This is a genomic window from Actinoallomurus purpureus (assembly GCF_024055795.1).
Taxonomy (GTDB): domain Bacteria; phylum Actinomycetota; class Actinomycetes; order Streptosporangiales; family Streptosporangiaceae; genus Actinoallomurus; species Actinoallomurus purpureus.
In genome coordinates, this window is the sequence record NZ_JAMXMY010000034.1 from 59,915 (window position 1) to 78,389 (window position 18,475).

An 18,475-nucleotide genomic window follows, 5' to 3' on the forward strand; every position below is an offset into this window, starting at 1 on the left:
AACACGTCGGTCAAGGGCCGGCGGCGACCGAAGCCCGTCTCCTTCCGTGACTCGGCCGCCTGGGCGCCGCGCCGGCGCTGACACGCGGCGTCTCAAGCTCTGGAAAGGTCCCGTGCATGACTCTGCGGCTCAACTACGCTGCTGCACGTGACCGACATCGTGATCCCCGACGGCCTCAAGCCCGCCGACGGCCGCTTCGGCTCCGGGCCGTCGAAGGTCCGTCCCGAGCAGGTGGCCGCCCTCGCCGCGTCCGGCGCGACCTACCTCGGCACCTCGCACCGCCAGCGACCGGTCAAGTCCCTCGTGACCCGCGTCCGCGAAGGGCTGACCCGGCTGTTCTCGCTGCCCGACGGGTATGAGGTGCTCCTGGGCAACGGCGGCACCACGGCGTTCTGGGACGCCGCCGCGTTCGGACTCGTACGCGAGCGGTCCCAGCACCTGGTGTTCGGAGAGTTCTCCTCGAAGTTCGCGAAGGTCACGAAGAAGGCCCCCTGGCTGTCCGACCCCTCGGTGATCGAGAGCGAGCCGGGCACGCACCCGTCCCCGGTGGCCGACGACACCGTCGACGTCCACGCCTTCACCCACAACGAGACCTCCACCGGCGTCGCCATGACGATCGAGCGGCCGTCGGACTCGGCGCTCGTGCTCGTGGACGCGACCAGCGGCGCGGCCGGCCTGCCCGTCGACGTCACCGAGACCGACGTCTACTACTTCGCGCCGCAGAAGGGCTTCGCCTCCGACGGCGGGCTGTGGCTGGCGCTGACGTCCCCGGCCGCCCTGGCCCGGATCGAGGAGATCGCCGCGTCCGGCCGATACATCCCGGACTTCTACGACCTGACCATCGCGGTGACCAACTCCCGCAAGGACCAGACGTACAACACCCCCGCCGTCGCGACGCTGCTGCTCATGGCCGAGCAGATCGAGTGGTTCCTGGAGCGGGGCGGCCTGGCCTGGTCGACCGGGCGCAGCGCCGACTCCGCGCGACGGCTCTACACCTGGGCGGAGAAGACCTCCTACACCACACCGTTCGTCGCCGACCCGGCCCAGCGCTCGAACGTCGTGGGCACGATCGACTTCGAGGGCGTCGACGCGGCCGAGGTCGCCAAGGTGCTGCGCGCCAACGGCATCGTCGACACCGAGCCGTACCGCAGCCTGGGCCGCAACCAGCTGCGCATCGCGATGTACCCGGCGATCGACCCGGACGACATCGAGGCGCTCACCGCCTGCATCGACCACATCGCCGAGCGCCTTTAGATGGGTTCGCCCGGCGCTGTTCCGCCCGTGACGACCACGGCGGACCGGCCCCTCTCGCCCGCCCGCCGGCTGTTCAGCTCCCTGACGTGGGCCTGCGCCGTCCCCGTGCTGTTCGTCCTCGGGGCGTGGCTCGCCCAGTATCCGCACGGCCTCATCGTCGTCGGCGTGATCGTCGCCCTCGCGACCTGGGCCGTCGCCGCCATCCTCGCCGGCGGGGTCTGGCATCGCGCCGGGGCCGCCGTCGTGGTCTCCTGCAGCGGCCTCGCCCTGACGCTGTTCGCCGGGCCCGGCCTCTACGAGCTGTACATGAAGACTCTCGGCACGCCGGCTCCCGCCACCGTCGCCAAGGTCGAGGACCGGCACAACCGGCGCGGGGCGGCCGACCTGTACTGCACGGTGGTCGAGCCGACCGGTGAGCAGCACGTGGTCTCCGAGCAGGAGAACTGCGACGACCACTTCGAGTCGCTGCAGCGGGTCACGCTCCGCAAGGACCCGCTGGGGCTGCTCGATCCGCGGCTCCCGGACGGGCCCGGCCACCCGCCGCTCAGCGTCACCGTGCAGATCGCGGCCGGGCTGTTCGTGCTGACCGGCGCCACGATGTTCTACGCCGGCCGGCGCAGGCGCCCCGAGCGCCGCCCGGCCTGACCCTGCGGCCGCCAGAGTTCGATCGGCGTTCGGCCCGCGAGAGCCCTGTCGAGGCTGTGTCCCGCCCCGTTCTTCGCCGTCAGCCCGGTGGGGCCGCCGCACCGTCGAGGACCAGGTCGATGATCTGCCGGCTTGCCTGTTCCGGGATGAGTTGGTCGGTGCTGCCCGATGCCATGCGGGCGAGGAGAGGTGCGACGAGGAGTTCGGAGATCAGGACGGGGTCGATGTCCGGGCGGATCTCTCCTCGTTCCACGCCGCGTCGCAGGACCTGGTTCATGGCTTCCCGGCGCGGGGCGACGATCTCCTCGAAGTAGCGGCTGTGCAGCCGGGGGAAGGCTGCGGCCTCGGCGTTGAGGGCTCGCAGCATGCTGCTGGCCCGCTTGTCGACGACGCGCTCGGCCAGGGCATCCAGGAGGACGGCCAGATCGTCGCGGGTGCCGGCGCCGGTCGGCGAGGGCCGTTGTTCGTTGATCGTCTCCAGTACGTCGAGGTAGAGCTCGTCCTTGGTCTTCCAGCGCCGGTAGACGCTGTTGCGTGAGACTCCGGCCTGTCTGGCGATGGCCACCAGCGACAGGCCGGTGAGGGTGGCGCCGGCGGCGACCATGTCGAGGACCGCGTCGATGATGGCCGCGTCGGCGGCAGGGTCGCGCTGCCGCCCGCCGCGACGGCCTTGGAGTTCCGCGTTCACCGTAGTAACGATACAGGGCTGTTTCGTTTGCTCCTGGCTTGCGGTAATAATGGAACAGACCTGTTCTGTTTCGTTTGCGGAGGTCCTCATGCCCGTTCCCAGCACTGCGGCCGCCCGGGCAGGCAGCGAGGCCGCTTCGGTCGCTGCCGATCCGCCGTCCGCCCGCGTTCCCGTTCTGATCGTGGGCGGCAGCGTCGTGGGGGCTTCGGCCGCGCTGTTCCTCGCCGCCCGCGGCATCACCCCCGTCCTGGTCGAGAAGCACGCCGCGGTCTCGACCCGGCTGCGCGCCAAGCTGTTCTATGCGCGCACGATGGAGACGTACCGCTGTGTCGGGGCCGACCAGGACATCTATGCCGTCCAGCGCCGCCTCCCGCCGGCCGACCACGCCGCGGTGGTCGCCTCGCTCGCCGGCCCGGAGCTGCGGCGCTGGCGGCTGCCCGCCGCGGAGGACTTCAGCAGCGTCTCGCCGTGCCCCAGCGCCTTCGTCAAACAGGCCGACCTGGAGAAGGTCGTCCGTGCGCACGCCCGCGCCGCCGGCGCCGACCTGCGTTTCGGCCACCGCCTCCTCGAACTGCGCCGGCACGACGACCAGGTCGTGGCGCTGATACGCCGCGCCGACGGCAGCACGTACACCGTGGCGGCCGACTATCTGCTGGCCGCGGACGGAAACGGCAGCGCCGTCCGCGAGAGCCTGGGCATCGGCCGCAGCGGCACCGAGGTGCTCGCGCACGTCATGGAGATCGGCTTCGAAGCCGACCTGCGTCAGATGCTCGAGGGTCGCCGGCTCGCCCTGGCCTTCACCGGCCCGCCCGAGCAGGCGGTCCTGTCCTGGAACACCGCACAGGACCGCGGGACGGTGTCGGTGACCTACGATCCCGCACTCACCGATCCGGCGACGTTCGATGTCCAGCGGTGCCGTGGGATCGTCTCGCGCGCGCTCGGGCTGCCGGCATCGCGTTTCACGCTCACCGGGAGCCGCCCCTGGCAGATGGGCGGCTGGGTCGCCGACTCCTACCGCGCCGGCCGGATCTTCCTGCTCGGCGACGCGGTGCACGTCACCCCGCCGACCGGCGGCTTCGGCGCCAACACCGGCATCCAGGACGCCTGGAACCTCACCACCAAACTGGTCTCGGTCCTGCGCGGCCACGCGGACCCTCGGCTGCTGGACGACTACGAGCCCGAGCGCCGCGCGGTGGGCCGGATCACGGTGGAGCAGGCGCTGCTGCGCGCCCGCGACCGCGCCCAGGTCCCGATCGAGAACCGTCCGCTGCTCAGTGAGGCAGCGGTGGCCCTCGGCTACCGCTACCCCATGCCCGGTGCCGACCCGGCCGATCTACCCGCGGCCGAGGAGCCGGACCGCTGGCGTGGCGAGCCCGGCACCCGGCTGCCGCATCTGCCCCTCATCGGCCAGGACGGGCCCGGTTCCACGCTCGACCTGGTCCGCGACGGCCGCTACCTGCTTCTCGCCGGACCCGAAGGACGCCCCTGGGTACAAGCCGCACACCAGTTGGATCCGTACGGCGCCTTCCTCGACGCGACGCTCCTGCCCCGCCAGATCGCCTCAGCAATGACACGGCCCGCCGACGCCTGCGGCATCAGCGACCACGGCGCCCTGCTGGTCCGCCCCGACCACGTGATCGCCTGGCGCACACCCCACGCCGCCCCCGATGCCCTCACCGCCCTCACCGCCGCCACACGACGGGCACTGGGAGCCGACCGCCCAACAGCACACTGAGGCACCGGAATCACTGTGCTGTGTCCCGGTCGGCGCGTGCACCGGCCGGGCGCCGCGATCGGCTTCCTGCGTTGGCCGACTCGGGGGCGACGGCGCCCGCTCGGGTCACGACTCGGGGGTCGAGGCCGGCCGGCCCCTGCCGAAGGCGCCGATGGTGGCATGGAACACTCCCATGGCCAGAACGCCGACGGCGGCAGCCGAGAAGTCGGGCACGGGATGGGCGGTCATGTCGGCGGCGACCGCCGTCAGCGCGGCGATGACGTACATCGCCCAGCCGGCGACCAGGTTGATCAGCGGACCGCTGCCGAACACGCAGGGGAAGCGCTCCTTGGTGATGCCCTTGATGAAGTGCGGGGTGGCGTTCGCGCCGAAGACTCCGGCCATGAAGCTCAGGACCAGGCTCATGTGATCATCTCTTCTCGGGGGTGCCGGTGAGGCCTCGAACCGTCAGCTCGACGAGCTGCCGGAGCCGGGCGTGCAGGATCTCCGGCTCCTCCCGGGCCTGGGTGATCCCGGCCAGGGCGTCGAGCAGGAGCGTGGCGGCGTCGCGGGCCGACAATGCGTGGCCGAGCAGGTCGAGTTCGTCGGCGCAGTCGAGGAGTACGGCCTCGACCACGTCGCGGTAGCCGTCTTCGAAGGCCCGGACGATGTCCTGGGCGATGCCCGCCGCCTCGCTGAACAGCTCCGCGCGGAACTCGGCGTCGATCGTGCCCGCGAACAGGTCGAGCTTGACGACCAGCGCGCCGAACAGCCGATCCGCGACCGGACGCCCGCCCTTTCCCGCCTCGTGCGCCGCAGCCGTGACCCGCTCGCCGATCAGCTGCCCGACCGCGCGGAAGATCTCTTCCTTGTTCTTGAAGTGCTGGTACACGGCCGGCCGTGACATCCGCGCCGCTTGGGCGATGAGATCTATCGACGTACGGCGGTACCCGTACCTCCCGAAGACACCGAGCGCGGCGGCCACGACCTGCTCCCGCTTCTCGACCATCGAGCCAGACATTCTGACACTATATACCTAGATTGTCAGAACGTCATGAGTCTGTCCGCCATGCGGTGATGAGGTCTTCCGGGCCGAAGGCCGAAACGCCGGTGAGGCCCTGGTCGACACCGCTTCGTGAGATCACCAGCAGGGGTGTCGAGTCGTCGGCGCCCGGCAGCTTCGACCGATGCACGATCAGCCCACTGAGATCCGCGCCGGCGAACGGGCGGTTCTCGAGCCACTTGATCGACCCGACGCAGGTGATGGCCTTGGCCACCGGCGCGCGGTCGGCGCCCACCACGTCGATCTCCGGGTCGTTGGTGCGCGCCAGCCGGACGGAGATCCACCGGACACCCCCAGCGGAGGAGAGTGCGGCCGGTCACAGCTCGGGGGGCGGGACGGCGGCGTGGCCGGCGTCGGGCGGGCCCCAGGGCAGGCCGTGGCGCTCGCAGGCGCGGCGCAGCTCGCCCAGGTCCGGCGGGAAGGACACCCGCCGCAGCACGCGGCCGACGGGGCTCCACACGACCAGCCTCGGCGCCTCGGACTCGTCGATGCCCACGCCGCCGAGCGCCTGCCGTGTCACGCTCCACTCGGTCCGCCCGAGCCGCGTCACCGACGAGATCCCCGACGAGGAGATGCGCAGCTGGGGCCGGTTGCGGTCGTACAGCCACGTGCCCGCGAGCCCGAGGACCAGCCCGGTCGGCGCGGCCCACGACAGCGCGGCCCAGAACCCGCCGAGGTCGCCGCGCAGCCAGACCGACCCGAGCACCGCGACCAGCTCGCAGAGCGTCGCGGTGACGGCGTACGCCAGCACGCGCGTGCGCCGCGGGACGTCCAGCTGGACCGGCGGCAGGGTCGTGGCCTCGTCGTCCTCGGGGGACGGCTCCAGGGCCGTCTCGATGCGGCCCATGGAGCCGTGGAAGGCCGCGTTGACGTAGGCGTCATACTCCGCGTCCGTGATCGGCAACCGCATCCGCCGCGCGGCCTCGCGCAGGTCCGTACGGGAGATGCGCAGCATCGACAGGGGCGCGGCGAGGAACTCGTCGCCGTCGTCGTCGTACATGCGCAGCCAGGCGTGGCCGTCGACGGTCAGCAGTTCCATGCCGCCGATGCGTTCGCGCGGCATCCGCAGGATGACGTCGCCCGCGCCGTCGGCCCAGCCGATCCCGTCCTCGTCGACGACGAGGCGGCCGCCGGGCACGCGGGCGAAGATGTCGGGCAGCCCCGCGAGCCCGTACTGCGACGGCCGGCGCACCCCCTGGTCCGGTGTGACGACCTGGTAGCCGCGCTCGCTGAGGGCGTGCGTGAGCTGGAACACGTCCAGGCCCTCGGCCGGGAGTCGCGCCAGCACCTGCAGGCGATGCCCGAACACGGTCGCGACGGTGTGCCGTCCGGTCAGCCGGCCCGACACCGGGTCGACGGCCGTGCCCGGACCGACGACGACGGCCGCGACGTGGTCGGCGCGGACCCGCCACTCGGCGACCGTGGCGTGCCGGACGCGGAGTTCGGTCGGCGTGACCGACCACGACAACGGCGCGCCGGTCAGCCGCCGGCGACGGGCGCCGAGGACCGCCACCGCACCGACGACCGCCCAGAGGCCGCCCATGATCCGGTCCCCGATCCCGAGACCGCCCTCCAGCGCGGTCCGGGCGAGCATGGTCAGGGCCAGCAGCGCGAGCAGGAACCCGAGCGCCACCGCGCGCCGGCGGCCCGCGACCGGGGTGGTCAGCGTGGCGGGCGCGGTCAGAACGGCCGGGTGCGGCTCGTGCGCGACGGCGAGCAGGGTCGCCTCCTGGTCGCGCAGGCGCTGCTCGGCCCGACGGCCGAGCGAGCGCGGCATGTCGTCATCCGACGGCAGTTCGCCCTCGTCGAAGACCGAACGGTCGCCGTCGACGACGTGGGTGGTGATACCCAGCCTGCGGGCCGTCATGTAGAAGGTGAGCGGGTCGAAGCCCAGCTCGGTGAGGGTCCCCGCGGTGGTCGAGCCGAACCTGTGGAAGATCGTCAAGACCTCGTCGTCCGCGGTGACCGTGAACTCCTCGATCCGGTCCCGCTCGTACGCCTCCACCACCGAACCGTCCGCCGCGAGGCGTTCGAGGCCCGTCCCGGACAGCCGCCAGACGCCGGTGCTGCGCGCCCGCAGGCCCAGCAGCCACGGAATGAGGTTGCACGCGACGACGGACCCCATCCACACGGCGGGCTGAGGGATCGGCGAAAGGGCCACCAGCAGGGACAACAGCGCGAACGGGCCCGGGGCGACGGGGCGCGACCGCCGCACGGGGGCCCGAAGGCCGATCAGCTCGAGGTCCACGAGAACAGATCGTGACATGTCAGCGTCCCATTCGTCATGACGCTCGCCTGCGAGCGAACAGCACCACACCGGCCAGGGCGAGTGCCCCGGCGATCACTACGCCCAGCATCGTGCGGCCCGTGATCATTCCGCCGCCGCTCCCGCCGGCCGGGGCCGCCCGGTGCTTAGGAGATGGGGTCGGCGACGGCAGCGCCTCCTTCGGCACCGGTTCCTGCCACAGCGGTTGTCGTACGCCCTCGCCGCTGAACAGCAGCGACCGGCCGTCGGCGGTGTACGTGACGCCCTCGCCCTGCTTCTGGTCCGGGACCTTGACCCCGGTGAGCTCCTTGCCGGGCGCGGTATAGATCTCGGCGTCCCAGTAGCCGCGGATGACGAACGTGCGCCCGTCGGGCGCGAACGCCCCGTCGGTGGCGTACAACGGGGCGTCACCGACGCGGTGCATGACGTTGTAGCCGCTCGTGCTGAGCTTCTTCGGCCCTTCGTACAGCGATCCGCCGAACTCCTTGCTCGCGATGTAGATGCGGTTCGTCCGCGGGTCGACGAGGAGGGTCTCGGCGTTGTGCGGCCCGTCCTCGTACTTGATCCGGTACGCGGTCGCGTGGACCGTCTGGGTGCGGATCGTCTTCGGCTCGGGGATGCGGTAGACGGTGCTGTATGGCTGGTCCTTGAGGTTGTCGCCGATGTCGCCGACGTAGAGGGCGTCCGGGCCGACCGCCATCGCCTCCCAGTCGCGGTTGCGCGCCCCGCCGAGAGTGATCGCCGCCCGGACCCGGCAGTCGTCGATCCCCAGCGCGAAGAGCCGCGGCGTGCCGCCCGAGTCGTTGAAGGTGTAGACGATCCCGGGGTGGCGACGGCTCGCGCCCAGTCCGCTGGACTCGTCGATGCGCGGATCGTCGATCGTGCAGAGCTTCTTGGCCCCTTCGTCGGGGATCCGGACGGCCGGCGCCGTGGCCCGGGCGGGCAGGGCCCACACCAGTGGCCCTCCCACGGCCACGAGGGCCACGAGCGTACGCACCCTGACCGGCACCGATCGACCGGGGGACCCGCCCCGGCGCCCCCGCCTCAATGGAGGAGCGTGCCGAGGACGACGGCGAACACGAGCGCCGCCAGGACGGTCGGCAGCAGCCATCGAGGAGCACGGTTCACACACCGAGCCTATGCGCTCCGGCGCGAGAATCGAGCAGCCGTCGCCCCCGGCGTCGCCGCGGCCCAACGGACGCTCAGCGCCCTCTCGCCCTTCGCAGCCGGGCCGGATCGATCTCCACGGGGAACGGCCGGGTGAGCTTCACCGGCTCCTCCGAGGCGACGACCTCCCGGTAGGCGCCGTCCGCCAGCTCGAAGACGGTCAGTCGCGGCGTCGGGATCAGCTCGATGATCCAGTAATGGGAAATGCCCGCCTCGGCATAGGCCTGGAGCTTCTCTCCGAAGTCCCGGTTGCGGCTCTGCCTGCTCCCGCTGATCTCCACCGCCAGTACGACGTCGGCCGCTTCGAACTCCTGCGGCTCCGCGTCGACGGCGTCCCCGACCACCACCGCGAGGTCGGGCACCTTCAGCCAGTCGTCCCGGCGGTGGGTGACGACCTCCACCTCCTGAATGACCTCCAGACCGGCGGCCCTGGCGGGCTCACGCAGGACAACGGCGATCTCCAGGGAGGCCACCTGGTGGGGGGCTGCGGGGCGGGGGCTCACGATCAGGACACCATCGTCTATCTCGTACCGGTGGAACTCGTCCTCCGGCAGTCGGCGTAGAGCGTCGACGGTCCAACGACCGTGACTCTCCGTGAACGATACCGACACTGTGCGTCCTCTCCCACCGGGTTGCGAAACTCAGCGTAGTTCTAACCTCAGTGATCGTGTGGGGGGTCGCCTGATCTGTCATTGATCTCGGGCAGTATGTCGATGTGTCGGAGCCACAGACGGCGTCCTCCCCGCCCGGGACTCGGGTCCTGGAGGCGGTGCTCGAGCGGATCACCTTCGCGAGCGAGGAGACGGGGTACACCGTCGCGCGGGTCGCCACCGACCGGACCGGTTCGGAGCTGCTCACGGTGGTGGGGCCGCTGCTGGGCGCGCAGGTCGGCGAGAGCCTGCGGCTGACGGGGCGGTGGACGTCGCATCCGAAGTACGGCCGCCAGTTCGAGGCGCACTCGTACACGACCGTCCTGCCCGCCACCGTCCAGGGCATCCGCAAGTACCTCGGCTCGGGGCTGATCAAGGGCATCGGCCCGGTGATGGCCGACCGGATGGTCGAGCACTTCGGCACCGACATCCTGCGCGTGATCGAGGAGGAGCCCGAGCGCCTGGTCGAGGTGTACGGGCTGGGGCCGAAGCGGTCGAACCGCGTCGCCGCGGCCTGGGAGGAGCAGAGGGCCATCAAGGAGGTGATGGTCTTCCTGCAGGGCCACGGCGTGTCGACGTCGCTGGCGGTCCGGATCTACAAGCAGTACGGCGACGAGTCGATCTCGGTGGTGCGGAAGGAGCCGTACCGGCTCGCCGCGGACGTGTGGGGCATCGGGTTCAAGACCGCCGACACGATCGCCCAGGCGGTCGGCATCCCGCACGACAGCCCCGAGCGAATCAAGGCGGGCCTGCGGTACACCCTGTCCCAGGCGGCCGACAACGGGCACTGCTACCTGCCCGAACCCAATCTGGTCACCGAGGCGACGAAGATCCTGGAGGTGCCGCGCGAGCTGGTCGGCCCCTGCCTGGAGGAGGCGGTCGCCGCGGAGGAGGTCGTCCGTGAGCGCGTGGCGGTCGGCGAAGGCGACGTGCCGGCGGTGTATCTGGTGCCCTTCCACCGCGCCGAACACTCGCTGGCGACCGGGTTGCTGGGCCTCTTGGGCGTCGGCGAGGACCGCCTGGCCGCCTTCCAGGGCGTCGACTGGGACAAGGCCCTCGGCTGGCTACGGCAGCGGACGGGCATGGACCTGGCCCCCGAGCAGGAGGAGGCCGTACGCCTGGCGCTGACCGAGAAGGTCGCGGTGCTCACCGGAGGACCCGGCTGCGGGAAGAGCTTCACCGTGCGGTCCATCGTCGAGCTCGCACGGGCCAGGCGGGCCAAGGTCGTGCTGGTCGCGCCCACGGGGCGGGCTGCCAAGCGGCTGGCCGAGCTGACCGGCCACGAGGCGGCGACCGTGCACCGGCTGCTGCAGCTGCAGCCCGGCGGCGACCCGAAGTTCGACCGCGACAACCCCCTCGACGCGGACCTCGTCGTCGTCGACGAGTCCTCCATGGTCGACGTCATCCTCGCCAACAAACTGGTCAAGGCGATCCCGCGCGGCGCGCACCTGCTGCTCGTCGGCGACGTCGACCAGCTGCCGTCCGTGGGAGCCGGGGAGGTGCTGCGCGACCTGCTGGCCGCCGACGCGATCCCCCGCGTGCGCCTCACCAAGATCTTCCGGCAGGCCCAGCAGTCCGGCATCGTGGTCAACGCCCACCGGATCAACGCCGGGCAGTCGCCGCGGACACGAGGCTTCCCCGACTTCTTCCTGTTCCCGTGCGAGGAGGCCGAGCCGACCGCGGAGCTGACCGTCGAGATCGTCGCGCAGCGGATCCCGCGGAAGTTCGGGCTCGATCCGCGCCGCGACGTCCAGGTGCTCGCCCCGATGCACCGCGGCCCGGCCGGCGCGGGGAACCTCAACACGCTGCTGCAGGAGGCGCTCACTCCGCACCGCGACGGACGGCCCGAACGGCGGTACGGCGGGCGGGCGTTCCGCGTCGGCGACAAGGTCACCCAGCTGCGCAACAACTATGACAAGGGCGCCGCCGGGGTGTTCAACGGCACGGTGGGCGTGGTCACCGGCATCTCCCTGGAGGAGCAGACGCTGACGGTGCTCACCGACGAGGACGAGAGCCTCGACTACGACTTCGCGGAGCTGGACGAGCTCGCCCACGCGTACGCCGTGACGATCCACCGCTCGCAGGGCAGCGAGTACCCGGCCGTCGTCATCCCGCTCACGACGAGCTCGTGGATGATGCTGCAGCGCAACCTGCTCTACACCGCCGTCACCCGCGCCAAGAGGCTCGTCGTCCTGGCCGGCTCCCCCAGGGCGCTGGCCGCCGCGGTCCGCACGGCCGGCGCCGGACGCCGCCACACCGCCCTCGACCACCGCCTCCGGCTCGGCGGCCGACCTCCTGGCGGCGCGTAGGTCCGGCGCCGTCGACGGGGTGTGCACAACACTCGGCGAAGGAGCCGTTGAAGTACGCGATCGTGACGAACCACGTACCGGCGGGCTCCTTTCACCGAGCATCGCGTCCGCCGCGGCAAGACCCCGGCTCGTCACCGCCCCGCCTCGCGGCCCGTCGGCGACGGCGTCAGGGCTCGTCGCGGCCCAGGCGCCCGCGCTATCGAAGGAACCCTTCGTAGTAGTGCTGCTGCAGCCGGCTCTCGATCTGCTTCACGGTGTCCAGCGCGACGCCGACGACGATCAGGAGGCTGGTCCCCCCGAAGGGGAAGTCCTGCGTGGCCCCGAACAACGACAGCGCCACCATCGGGATGAGCGAGATCAGCCCCAGGTAGAGGGCCCCAGGCGCGGTGATCCGGGTGAGCACGTGATCGAGGTACCCGGCGGTGGGCCGTCCCGGGCGGATGCCGGGCACGAACCCGCCGTACTTCTTCATGTTGTCCGCGATCTCGGTCGGGTTGAACGTGATCGCGACGTAGAAGTACGTGAAGAACACGATCAGCCCGAACAGGGCGGTCATGTGCCAGGGGTGGTCCTGCCGGGTGAATGGGGCGAGCGTGCGGTTGAGGAAGGTGTTCCGGGGCCAGAGTTGCGCCGCCAGCGCCGGTACGTACAGCAGCGACGAGGCGAAGATGGCCGGGATCACGCCGGCCTGGTTGACCTTCAGCGGGATGTAGGTCGACGTACCGCCGTACGAGCGCCGGCCCACCACCCGCTTGGCGTACTGCACCGGGATGCGCCGCTGGGCCTGCTCGACGAAGACGACTCCGGCCATCACGGCCAGGCTCGTCACCATCACGAGCGCGAAGGTGAACCCGCCCTTCCTGGTGTAGATGCTCCAGAACTCGGTCGGGAGGACGGCGACGACCTGGGTGAAGATCAGGATCGACATGCCGTTGCCGATGCCCCGCTCGGTGATCAGCTCACCGAGCCACATGATGACGGCGGTGCCGGCGACCATACAGGTCACCATCGTGACGACGGTGAGGGTGCCGGTGTCGCCCAGGATCCGCTGCCCGCAGCCGGGAAAGAGCCTGCCGGACGCCGCCATCGCCACGACCGTCGTGCCCTGCAGAATCGCCAGCGCGACCGTGAGGTAGCGGGTGTACTGGGTGATCTTCGCGGTGCCCGCCTGGCCCTCCTTCTTCAGCGCCTCCAGACGTGGGATCACCACCGTCAGCAACTGCAGGATGATGCTGGCGGTGACGTAGGGGTAGATCCCCAGCGCCATGACCGACAGTTTGAGCAGCGCGCCGCCGCTGAACAGGTTCACCAGGCTGAAGACGTCGGCTCGGCCGCCGTGGGCGGCGGCCTGCGCGCACGCCCGGACGGCCGACACGTCGACACCCGGCGCGGGCAGGTTCTGCCCGAATCGGAACACCACGACGATGCCGAGCGTGAACAGCAGTTTCCGACGCAGGTCAGGGGTCCGGCAGGCTCGCAGGAAGGCGGTCAGCATCCGCCCTCCCGGAAAGAGGCCGTCCCGTGACCGGTACGACGGGCGAAGGGATCCGAGAACGGGTACGCGCGTGATCCGGCGAGCACCGAACGTGCTCGCCGCAGGGTGATACGAGAGATGACATGCCTCCACACGGGAACGCCGCGGCGTTCTCGAGGACGCCGCGGTCGATGAACGGGATCGTCAGGAACCCGTGTGGGAGGGAGGCCCGCGGAGGCTGACCGCGGAGGTGAAGACGGCAGGCGACGGCCTCGTATGCGCCGCGACGACGGCGGCCACACGCCGGGACGCGCGGGCGTGATCCACGGCCGCCGCCGGTGTGACGGCGCCCGGACCGGACCTGTCGGCCGCCGGCGCGTCACCGACGGGAGAACGTGACGCGGCTGCACGTTCGCCGCGCACGTGGTCCGTCGCCGGGGCCGGGTGAGCGACCTCCGCCGCGAAAGACGGCCTTCCGATCGCGTCCGCTGTGGCGGACCGGCCCGGAACGACCGAGGCACCCGTGCCCGTCGCGTGGGCGGGTGCCGGTGGGACATGGGAGGGTGCCGGTGCGCCTCGCCGTGGGACATGGGCGGCGCCGGCCAGAGCCGCACGGGAATGCCCGGAGCCCCGGCCCCGGTCGAGAGCGGCGACGGTCGCCGCCGAGCCACCGGTTCCGGCGGCGTTGGCGCTCTCTGCGTTACCGACCCGGATGACGTCGGCGACGGCGGTCCCCGGGATCGCCGCCAGGACGGCGGTCATGAAGAAGCCGAAGAATCCGGCCAGCAGCGTCAGCAGCCGTCGCCGAAGCAAGGTGTGGCTCTTCACGCCCACCCCCGCCGACCGTCCGACCCGTCCTGTCTCGGCCGGCGGCATGTCAGCACGCATCGGCCGATCGTTGATCACGATAGACCTCGGCGGCGCACACCGTCCATGTTTCCGCAAGGGCCCTGGCGGCGGCCCGATGAAGCGCCCCCGGCCATCGTGCGACGGCACGGGATGTGCACAGCGCTCGGTGAAGGAGCCGCGGGATCGGGCGGTTCCCGGCACGTCGCCGCTGGTGGTGCTGCCTTTGCCGAGCCCTGCGTCCGCCCTCCTGCCGCCTTCCCTGAACGTCGCGCCCGCTTCGGTGGCGGCCGATCCCGGCCATTCATGCGATATCTCCCGTTCTCCGGGAGATCACTGGTGTGGAGGTGTTCGTGCGGAACAAGCAACTGACAGCCTCGGAGCGGAAGCTCGCAGAGGCGTTCTCCACCGGGAGACGCCTGACGTTGGGAAGCGGAGACCCAGGACGTGGCGCCACCTGGGGACCCGACCGGACGATCAGGGCGGAGGTGGTCCGCGAGCTCCTCGTCAGCGCGACGCCGCCGAGCCGGGCCGGCGTTCCGGCGGTACGGATCACCGGAGCGCGCATCGTGGGCACGCTCGACCTCAGGTTCGCCTCGGTGACCCACCCGCTCAGCCTGCGTTCCTGCCACATGACCGGCATGCTCGACCTCCACGGCGTGCGGTCCCGGGAGATCGACCTGCGTGGATCGCACCTTCGTGAGGGACTCTACGCATCGACGGCGTTCATCGACGGTCACCTGCTGCTGACCGACACCGTGATCGACAAGACGGTCCGCCTCATCGCCACGCACATCGCCGGGGCGCTGTTCATGAACGGAGCACGGCTCGGCGATCCCGGTGGCGGTCCAGGCCGCCCGGTCTTCGAAGCGGATCGTCTCCAGGTGGATGCCGACCTGCTGTGCCGCGACGGCTTCCGCGCGAACGGCGAGATCCGCTTCCCCGGCGCCCGCATCGGCGACAGCATCGACTTCGAAGGGGCCACGCTCTCCAATCCGAAGGCGTGCGCGCTCGCGGCTCCCCGGATCGTCGTCGGCGGGGATTTCCTCGCCCGGAACGCGTTCTCCGCGAACGGGTCGATCGACGTGGACGGTGCGACGGTCGAAGGCCAGTTGAACCTCGACGGAGCCCGCCTGAGCAATCCGGGCGGATACGCGCTGCGCGGGGCCCGGCTCACCGTGCAGGGCGAGATGCGCTGCACCGGCGATTTCACCGCCCACGGCGAACTGCACCTGCTCAACGCCCGGATCGTCGGTCCCCTCATCCTCGACGGCGCGCGGATCCTCAATCCCCACCGCATCGGCCTGCACGCCAGCGGGCTCACGGCGGACGGGATGTACTGCCGCGACGACTTCACCGTCGAAGGCAGCGTCCGGCTGTCGGGAGCGCGGATCACCGGCCCGCTGGACTTCTCCCGCGCCTGCTTCAAGGACGATTCGGCGTTGAGCCTGGGGTGCTGGTGGCTGACGGCCCGCGAGCTGATCCTGCGGCCGGCCGTCCCACCAGGCGGCACCGTGGACCTCCGGTACGCGCAGTTGGGCCTGCTGGAGTACGCGCCAGGGGCGCTGCCCGGCACGTTGCGGCTCGATGGCCTCACCTACAACGCGATCGCACCGTCCACCAGCGTGAACGCGGGGCTGGCCTGGCTCGACAGGACGCCCCCCGGTTTCCGTCCCCAGCCGTACGAGCAACTGGCCGAGACCTACCGCCGCACGGGCAACGACGCCTATGCCCGGAACGTGCTGCTGGCGAAGGAGCGTCGCCGCCGATCGGGCCTCCCCCTGCCGATCAGGGTCTGGGGTTACCTGCAGGACGCGACGGTCGGGTACGGCTACCGGCCGTGGCGGGCAGCGGGCTGGCTCGCGCTGATGCTGATCGTCGGGACGGTCGCCTTCCACACGCGGCACCCGCTCGCGGCGGAGCCCGGTAAGGCACCGCCGTTCAACGCGTTCATCTACACGCTGGACCTGCTGCTGCCGATCATCGACCTCGGGCAGCGGAAGGCGTACCTGCCACCTGCCGGGTGGCTGCAGTGGCTGATGTACGGGTTCGTCGTCCTCGGCTGGGTCCTCGCCACGACGATCGCCGCCGGGATCACCCGCGCCCTTCGCCGCCAGTAGGACCGAACGCCCGGCAACGCCACGGCGCCGCGACGTCGCCGATTCCGTTGGACGGCGCCGCGGAACCGGGGGATTCGCGGCTCATCGCCGCGGGTGGCATGGCCTTCGCCGAGCTCCGCGTCCGCCTTCCGGCGAGAAATCCGGCCATCCGGTGCAACCGGTCCCGACGGCCCGGGGTTCATGAGGCACCTCCACTCCTCCAGAAACGAGATGAACATGTCCCGTCTCAACCGCAAGGTCGCTCTGGTCACCGGCGGCAGCCGCGGAATCGGCGCGGCGGCCGCCTACCGGCTGGCCCACGAGGGGGCCGACGTCGCGATCACCTATGTGAACTCCGACGAGCAGGCCCAGCAGGTGGTCACGAAGATCGAGGCGACGGGCCGGCGTGGGATGGCCGTCCAGGCCGACGCGGCGGACCCGCAGGCGGTCGTGGGCGCGGTCGACCGCGTGGCGGCCGAGTTCGGCCGTCTCGACATCCTGGTGAACAACGCCGGCATCGGTGTCGTCGGCCCGCTCGAGGACCTGACTCTTGAGCAGGTCGACCAGGCGCTGGCCGTCAACGTCCGGGGCGTGTTCCTCGCCTCGCAGGCGGCGGCCCGCCACCTCGGCGACGGCGGCCGGATCATCAGCATCGGCAGCGGCCTGACCGCTCACGTCCCCGGTCCCGGGATGAGTGTGTACGCCATGAGCAAGTCCGCCCTGCTCGGCCTCACCAAGGGCCTGGCGCGTGATCTGGGCGGGCGCGGCATCACGGTGAACGTCCTGCACTGCGGCGCGGTCGACACCGACATGAACCCGGCTGACGGCCCGTTCGCCGAAGGACAGCGGTCGCTCACCGCCGTCGGCCGCTTCGGCACCGCCGACGAGATCGCCGGCATGGTCGCCTACCTCGCCGGTGACGAGGCCGGATACGTCACCGGCGCCGCGTTCGCCATCGACGGCGGCCACGCCGCCTGAAACCCGGTGCCGAACCGCCCTGGCCGAGCAGCGGTCACGCCGCCCGGCCCGGGCGGCCCACCGGGAACCCGTCGCTCCGTCCCCGCTCGGGCCGCTCACCTGGGCGACCGGTACCTTCTCAGTAGCGGTGAGTCGGCCCGAGCGGGGCCCCGCGGGTGGAGATTGCGAGAACACATGCAGCTGGTGCATTCGGGCAAGGTCCGCGACGTCTACGCGGACGGCGACGATCTGATCCTCGTCGCGACCGACCGGGTGAGCGTGTACGACGTCGTGCTCCCGACGCCGATCCCCGACAAGGGGAAGATCCTGACGCAGCTGTCGCTGTGGTGGTTCGAGCAGCTCGCCGACGTCATGCCCAACCACGTGATCTCCGCCGACGACGTGCCCACGGAGTGGGCCGGGCGAGCGATCCGCTGCCGTCGCCTGGAGATGCTGCCGGTCGAGTTCATCGCCCGCGGTTACCTCACCGGCCTGGGCCTGAAGGAGTACCAGAAGCAGGGGACGGTCTCCGGGGTGCCGCTGCCGCCGCGCCTCGTCGAGGCGTCCCGGCTGCCGGAGCCGGTGTTCACGCCGACGACCAAGGCGGCGACCGGGCACGACGAGTTCATCACCTTCGACGAGGTCGTACTGGAGATCGGCGCGCAGACCGCCGAACGCCTCCGCGACGCGACCCTGAAGATCTACCGTCGCGGCGCGGCGCTGGCCGCCGAGCGCGGCATCATCATCGCCGACACCAAGCTGGAGTTCGGCCGTGCGCCGGACGGCACGCTCATGCTCGCCGACGAGCTGCTGACCTCGGACTCGTCCCGGTTCTGGCCGGCCGACACGTGGGAGGCGGGCCGGGCGCAGCACTCCCTGGACAAGCAGTTCGTCCGCGACTGGTCGTCGACGGTCGGCGACTGGGACCGCACCCCGCCGGGCCCGCCGATCCCAGGCGACATCGTCGCGGCCACCCGCGCCCGCTACATCGAGCTGTACGAGCGGATCACCGGCGCGTCCTGGCCGTCGGCCTGACGACCCGGCCGGCACACGGTCACCCTTCAGAACGGCCCTGGGCGATCGCCCGGGGCCGTTCTCCGTCAGCGCGGACGCGCCCCTCCCGGGACGGCGGACGCGGCCGGAGTACCGCGGATCGGCGTTCCGGACGCCGAGTTGAAGGGTCGGTGGCCGGTGGGCGTGGTGGCCGTCACCGCCCACTGGGTTCGGCCAGCGGCCACGTGTGGAGGGTCTCATAGCGCGCCTCACCGCCGAGATGGCTACGGACCAGGTGGATCTCGTCGGCCGTCCAGGGCGTGCCCTCGTCCGGTCGCCGGGCCGCGATC

General features: G+C 71.3%; 16 protein-coding genes. 7 read left to right on the plus strand and 9 right to left on the minus strand.

Going from position 1 to position 18,475, the window contains the following annotated elements:
* Positions 1 to 147 precede the first annotated feature (147 nt).
* Positions 148 to 1,254, plus strand: coding sequence for a phosphoserine transaminase (serC, locus tag NE236_RS40500; protein ID WP_252847607.1), 1,107 nt, complete (start codon positions 148 to 150; stop codon positions 1,252 to 1,254).
* A 27-nt stretch (positions 1,255 to 1,281) separates the two neighbouring features.
* Positions 1,282 to 1,899: a hypothetical protein gene (locus tag NE236_RS40505; RefSeq protein WP_252847608.1), complete on the plus strand. Its 618-nt coding sequence runs from the start codon at positions 1,282 to 1,284 to the stop codon at positions 1,897 to 1,899.
* Between the two features lie 79 nt (positions 1,900 to 1,978).
* Here NE236_RS40505 and NE236_RS40510 read toward each other — a convergent pair whose 3' ends face one another.
* A complete protein-coding gene (locus tag NE236_RS40510; protein ID WP_252847609.1) occupies positions 1,979 to 2,587 on the minus strand; it encodes a TetR/AcrR family transcriptional regulator in 609 nt (202 codons plus the stop codon).
* A gap of 88 nt (positions 2,588 to 2,675) precedes the next feature.
* Between NE236_RS40510 and NE236_RS40515 the strand changes: the two genes are divergently transcribed.
* Entirely contained in the window at positions 2,676 to 4,322 is a 1,647-nt protein-coding gene (locus NE236_RS40515) for an FAD-dependent monooxygenase (RefSeq protein ID WP_252847610.1), read from the plus strand.
* 105 nt (positions 4,323 to 4,427) lie between these two features.
* Here NE236_RS40515 and NE236_RS40520 read toward each other — a convergent pair whose 3' ends face one another.
* The 6 genes from NE236_RS40520 to NE236_RS40545 form a co-directional block, all read right to left on the minus strand.
* A complete protein-coding gene (locus tag NE236_RS40520) occupies positions 4,428 to 4,727 on the minus strand; it encodes a hypothetical protein (protein WP_252847611.1) in 300 nt (99 codons plus the stop codon).
* A 4-nt stretch (positions 4,728 to 4,731) separates the two neighbouring features.
* Positions 4,732 to 5,322, minus strand: coding sequence for a TetR/AcrR family transcriptional regulator (locus NE236_RS40525; RefSeq protein ID WP_252847612.1), 591 nt, complete (start codon positions 5,320 to 5,322; stop codon positions 4,732 to 4,734).
* Positions 5,323 to 5,353: 31 nt separating this feature from the next.
* Entirely contained in the window at positions 5,354 to 5,602 is a 249-nt protein-coding gene (locus NE236_RS40530) for a hypothetical protein (protein ID WP_252847613.1), read from the minus strand.
* Between the two features lie 78 nt (positions 5,603 to 5,680).
* Positions 5,681 to 7,630 carry an amino acid adenylation domain-containing protein gene (locus NE236_RS40535; protein ID WP_252847614.1) on the minus strand — a complete coding sequence of 650 codons (1,950 nt, stop codon included), beginning with the start codon at positions 7,628 to 7,630 and terminating at the stop codon, positions 5,681 to 5,683.
* Between the two features lie 16 nt (positions 7,631 to 7,646).
* On the minus strand, positions 7,647 to 8,639 hold the full coding sequence (locus tag NE236_RS40540; RefSeq protein ID WP_252847615.1) for a hypothetical protein: 993 nt from the start codon (positions 8,637 to 8,639) through the stop codon (positions 7,647 to 7,649).
* A gap of 193 nt (positions 8,640 to 8,832) precedes the next feature.
* Complete coding sequence (locus NE236_RS40545) at positions 8,833 to 9,408, minus strand: Uma2 family endonuclease (protein ID WP_252847616.1); 576 nt, start codon at positions 9,406 to 9,408, stop codon at positions 8,833 to 8,835.
* A 104-nt stretch (positions 9,409 to 9,512) separates the two neighbouring features.
* Between NE236_RS40545 and recD2 the strand changes: the two genes are divergently transcribed.
* Positions 9,513 to 11,756: an SF1B family DNA helicase RecD2 gene (gene recD2, locus NE236_RS40550; protein WP_252847617.1), complete on the plus strand. Its 2,244-nt coding sequence runs from the start codon at positions 9,513 to 9,515 to the stop codon at positions 11,754 to 11,756.
* Between the two features lie 196 nt (positions 11,757 to 11,952).
* Here recD2 and secY read toward each other — a convergent pair whose 3' ends face one another.
* Positions 11,953 to 13,251, minus strand: coding sequence for a preprotein translocase subunit SecY (gene secY / locus NE236_RS40555; RefSeq protein ID WP_252847618.1), 1,299 nt, complete (start codon positions 13,249 to 13,251; stop codon positions 11,953 to 11,955).
* 183 nt (positions 13,252 to 13,434) lie between these two features.
* Positions 13,435 to 14,118: a hypothetical protein gene (locus NE236_RS40560; RefSeq protein ID WP_252847619.1), complete on the minus strand. Its 684-nt coding sequence runs from the start codon at positions 14,116 to 14,118 to the stop codon at positions 13,435 to 13,437.
* Positions 14,119 to 14,429: 311 nt separating this feature from the next.
* Here NE236_RS40560 and NE236_RS40565 point away from each other — a divergent pair, with 311 nt between their 5' ends.
* The 3 genes from NE236_RS40565 (at position 14,430) to NE236_RS40575 (ending at position 18,167) form a co-directional block, all read left to right on the plus strand.
* The gene (locus NE236_RS40565; protein ID WP_252847620.1) at positions 14,430 to 16,196 is read left to right on the plus strand and encodes a hypothetical protein; all 1,767 of its coding nucleotides are present in this window, start codon (positions 14,430 to 14,432) and stop codon (positions 16,194 to 16,196) included.
* 216 nt (positions 16,197 to 16,412) lie between these two features.
* Positions 16,413 to 17,153: an SDR family NAD(P)-dependent oxidoreductase gene (locus NE236_RS40570; RefSeq protein WP_252847621.1), complete on the plus strand. Its 741-nt coding sequence runs from the start codon at positions 16,413 to 16,415 to the stop codon at positions 17,151 to 17,153.
* 174 nt (positions 17,154 to 17,327) lie between these two features.
* The gene (locus NE236_RS40575) at positions 17,328 to 18,167 is read left to right on the plus strand and encodes a phosphoribosylaminoimidazolesuccinocarboxamide synthase (RefSeq protein WP_252847622.1); all 840 of its coding nucleotides are present in this window, start codon (positions 17,328 to 17,330) and stop codon (positions 18,165 to 18,167) included.
* The last annotated feature ends 308 nt before the right edge of the window (positions 18,168 to 18,475 follow it).

Excerpts from the sequence above, each read along its gene's own strand:
- NE236_RS40520 (WP_252847611.1), bottom strand. The coding sequence starts at position 4,727 with ATGAGCCTGGTCCTGAGCTTCATGGCCGGAGTCTTCGGCGCGAACGCC.
- NE236_RS40535 (WP_252847614.1), bottom strand. The coding sequence starts at position 7,630 with ATGTCACGATCTGTTCTCGTGGACCTCGAGCTGATCGGCCTTCGGGCC.
- secY (WP_252847618.1), bottom strand. The coding sequence starts at position 13,251 with ATGCTGACCGCCTTCCTGCGAGCCTGCCGGACCCCTGACCTGCGTCGG.
- NE236_RS40570 (WP_252847621.1), top strand. The coding sequence starts at position 16,413 with ATGTCCCGTCTCAACCGCAAGGTCGCTCTGGTCACCGGCGGCAGCCGC.
- NE236_RS40575 (WP_252847622.1), top strand. The coding sequence starts at position 17,328 with ATGCAGCTGGTGCATTCGGGCAAGGTCCGCGACGTCTACGCGGACGGC.
- NE236_RS40515 (WP_252847610.1), top strand. The coding sequence starts at position 2,676 with ATGCCCGTTCCCAGCACTGCGGCCGCCCGGGCAGGCAGCGAGGCCGCT.
- NE236_RS40525 (WP_252847612.1), bottom strand. The coding sequence starts at position 5,322 with ATGTCTGGCTCGATGGTCGAGAAGCGGGAGCAGGTCGTGGCCGCCGCG.
- NE236_RS40560 (WP_252847619.1), bottom strand. The coding sequence starts at position 14,118 with ATGCGTGCTGACATGCCGCCGGCCGAGACAGGACGGGTCGGACGGTCG.